This is a genomic window from Nitrososphaerota archaeon (assembly GCA_011605775.1).
Taxonomy (GTDB): domain Archaea; phylum Thermoproteota; class Nitrososphaeria; order Nitrososphaerales; family JAAOZN01; genus JAAOZN01.
The window spans coordinates 1-2,574 of sequence record JAAOZN010000002.1 but is presented as its reverse complement, the minus strand read 5'-3'; the positions used below and the strand labels follow the sequence as shown (position 1 = coordinate 2,574).

Genomic DNA, 2,574 nt, shown 5'->3' with positions numbered 1-2,574 from the left:
GGTTAAGCTTCTCGAGAAGCATGAGTATGCGAAGAGAGCCGAGGTTAGGTTAAAGAGCGATTACTTTGTGGAGGCGCGACCGCCTCACTCCGATTACACCTTCAGAGAACCCTGTAAGATATACGCTTCAGCCGCAGCTGAAAGAAACAACAAGATTGTTAAGTTTGTTGGAGCACGGGTATCTGGCTTTACAGCCTGCCCCTGCACCCAGAACCTCATGAAAGCTTTAGCTGAAGATAGGCTCAGAGAGCTCGGCTACGCAACCACTGACATTAAGCGTATCTTCGAAGCGGTTCCCATAGCTACTCATACTCAGCGGGCATATAACCTCATCCTCCTTGAGGAGCCCCCTGGCTTCGCAATCGACGTTGAAGATATAATTGAGGTGGCAAGAGGTGCGCTGAGCGGCGGAACATATACCATACTCAAGCGCCCATCTGAGGTTTCGGTCGTTAAAGCAGCTGTCGAAAGAGCGATGTTTGTTGAGGATGTTGTGCGAGCTTCATTAGCCTATCTGGCTGAGAGGTATAAGGAGTTACCTGACCAAACGAGGGTCTACGTGCAAGCGTACAGCGAGGAGTGTGTACATCACCAAGATTTGGTTGCTGAGAGGCACGCGACCCTAAAAGATGTGAGGGAGGAACTTAAGGCAGTTTGAAATGAGGATCGAAGATTGGTGGCCGTGGTACGAAAGAATAGCTACACTGCTAAAGCTTGATAGAATTAAGGATCAGATAGCAGCAGACATCCTAAGCAGACTCATCGCCAAAAAGAGCATAGACCCATCACACATCAGCCACTATATTGAGGGGAAGGGCGTCTTGGTCTTCGGCGCAGGCCCCTCCCTTGATGAAGACATAAAGCAGCTTAGGGAAACAAGCCTCCTAGAGGGGTGTGTGAAGATAGCTGCTGACGGCGCCGCCTCCGCGCTTCTTGAGTTAGCAGACGCTAACCCCGAGTTCATAGTAACCGATCTAGATGGTAGGGTTGAGGACCAGATCAGGTGTGAGCGCCTCGGCTCAGTTATAGTAGTCTTAGCCCATGGAGACAACGTTCAGAGGATAGAGGAGGTGGTTCCTACATTCTCTAAAGTCTTAGGTACAACGCAGGTTGAGCCGAGACCCAATGTCTATAACTTCGGAGGATTCACAGACGGAGATAGAGCGGTCTTCTTCGCCGAAACCTTCAAACCCAAGTTCATAGCATTAGCCGGCATGGACCTACGTGCAAGAATAGGTAAGTATTCTAAGCCAGAACCGATTACACAAGAAGCTCTGCATAGAAAGATCCTCAAACTCGAAATATGTAAAGAACTGTTGGAGTGGTTTTCAACGAGAACAACCACACCACTCTACAATCTAACTTCATCCGGCAATCCTATAAGAGGGTTCCGAAAAGCCTCGCCTGAGAAGCTTATGAACACCCTCAACTCATCTTTCACATAAGACGCGTACTAACAACTCAACCTCTTTGCAATAAATATGGTTACTTCCTAACTCTATTATGTCGGAAGATATAAATAATAGCCGTGCTGACAGTATGTTATGGTGTGATTGTTGCGATGACTCGTAAGGTTGTTGCGTTTGTTGCTGTTATGGGCGCGTTGGGTAATGTGTTAGGGTTGTTCGGTCTCCCCTTACCTGCTCCTATTGCTCAGGGGAGGATTGAGCTTCACTTCTCGCAGCTACCTCCCCTACTCGTCGCCTTCACAGCCGGTCCTATTCCTGGTGCGGTAACCGGCTTTCTAAGCCTTATCCTTGAGACTACAAAGCTGGGGAACCCATTTGTGCCTTTAGGTAACGCTATTCTAGCTGGGGTCGCTGGGCTTGCCGCGAGGCGTCTTAGACCGCTCTTTGCTGGTTTATTGGGCGAGGTTGCTGAAACACCATATCTGTGGGGGAGTATAATACTCTGGGTGGGTTATGTGCTAAAGGTCCCCTTACCCGCCATCGTAGCGTTCACATCGATCGTTAATGTGAAGGCCTTTCTAGAGGTTGCGATATCCTGTGTGATCATCGAAATCATCTTGTCGAGGAGTGTGATTAGGGAGAGGCTCGCTAAGCTGAGGTGAAAACTCTGCAGACCTTCGTGATCATACCAGCTAAGAGGCTGGATAGGGCGAAGAGCAGGCTTTCAACGATACTTAAACCTGGTGAGAGGCGTGAGCTATCTCTAGCAATGTTAACACATGTTATACAGGCTTCTCTAGAGGCTGAAAGTGTTAGCAGGGTTGTTGTAGTGAGCTCTGATGATTTAATTCTCAGGGAGGCGAAGAGGCTCGGTGCAGAAGTGATAGAGGATGCGAATGATCTTAACGCCGCGATCACGAAGGCTATGAGTTGGTGTGCGAGGCGTGGCGCAACAGCCACTCTAACCATACCATCAGATCTACCCCTACTACAGCCCAAGGATCTTGATGAGATTATGAATCTATTGGGCGGGAGGAGAGGGGTAGTCGTATGCCCATCTACAGACGGTGGTACGAACGCTCTACTCTGCAGCCCCCCTAATCTCATTAAGCCACGCTTCGGTTCTAGAAGCTTCTATAGGCATATATGTGAAGCGCGTAAGCGT

4 protein-coding genes are annotated in these 2,574 nt (G+C 49.1%); all 4 read left to right on the top strand.

Going from position 1 to position 2,574, the window contains the following annotated elements:
- The coding region (locus tag HA494_00030; protein ID NHV96170.1) for a GTP cyclohydrolase I FolE2 at positions 1 to 658 on the top strand (658 nt) is incomplete at its 5' end.
- Between the two features lies 1 nt (position 659).
- Positions 660 to 1,445: a DUF115 domain-containing protein gene (locus tag HA494_00025; GenBank protein NHV96169.1), complete on the top strand. Its 786-nt coding sequence runs from the start codon at positions 660 to 662 to the stop codon at positions 1,443 to 1,445.
- An 83-nt stretch (positions 1,446 to 1,528) separates the two neighbouring features.
- Positions 1,529 to 2,071: a hypothetical protein gene (locus HA494_00020; GenBank protein NHV96168.1), complete on the top strand. Its 543-nt coding sequence runs from the start codon at positions 1,529 to 1,531 to the stop codon at positions 2,069 to 2,071.
- A partial coding sequence (gene cofC / locus HA494_00015) for a 2-phospho-L-lactate guanylyltransferase (protein ID NHV96167.1) occupies positions 2,068 to 2,574 on the top strand: 507 nt, incomplete at its 3' end. The genes HA494_00020 and cofC, both read left to right, overlap by 4 nt.

What these genes read in the sequence shown, in the direction of transcription:
- HA494_00025 (NHV96169.1), top strand. Translation starts at nt 660, where the DNA reads ATGAGGATCGAAGATTGGTGGCCGTGGTACGAAAGAATAGCTACACTG.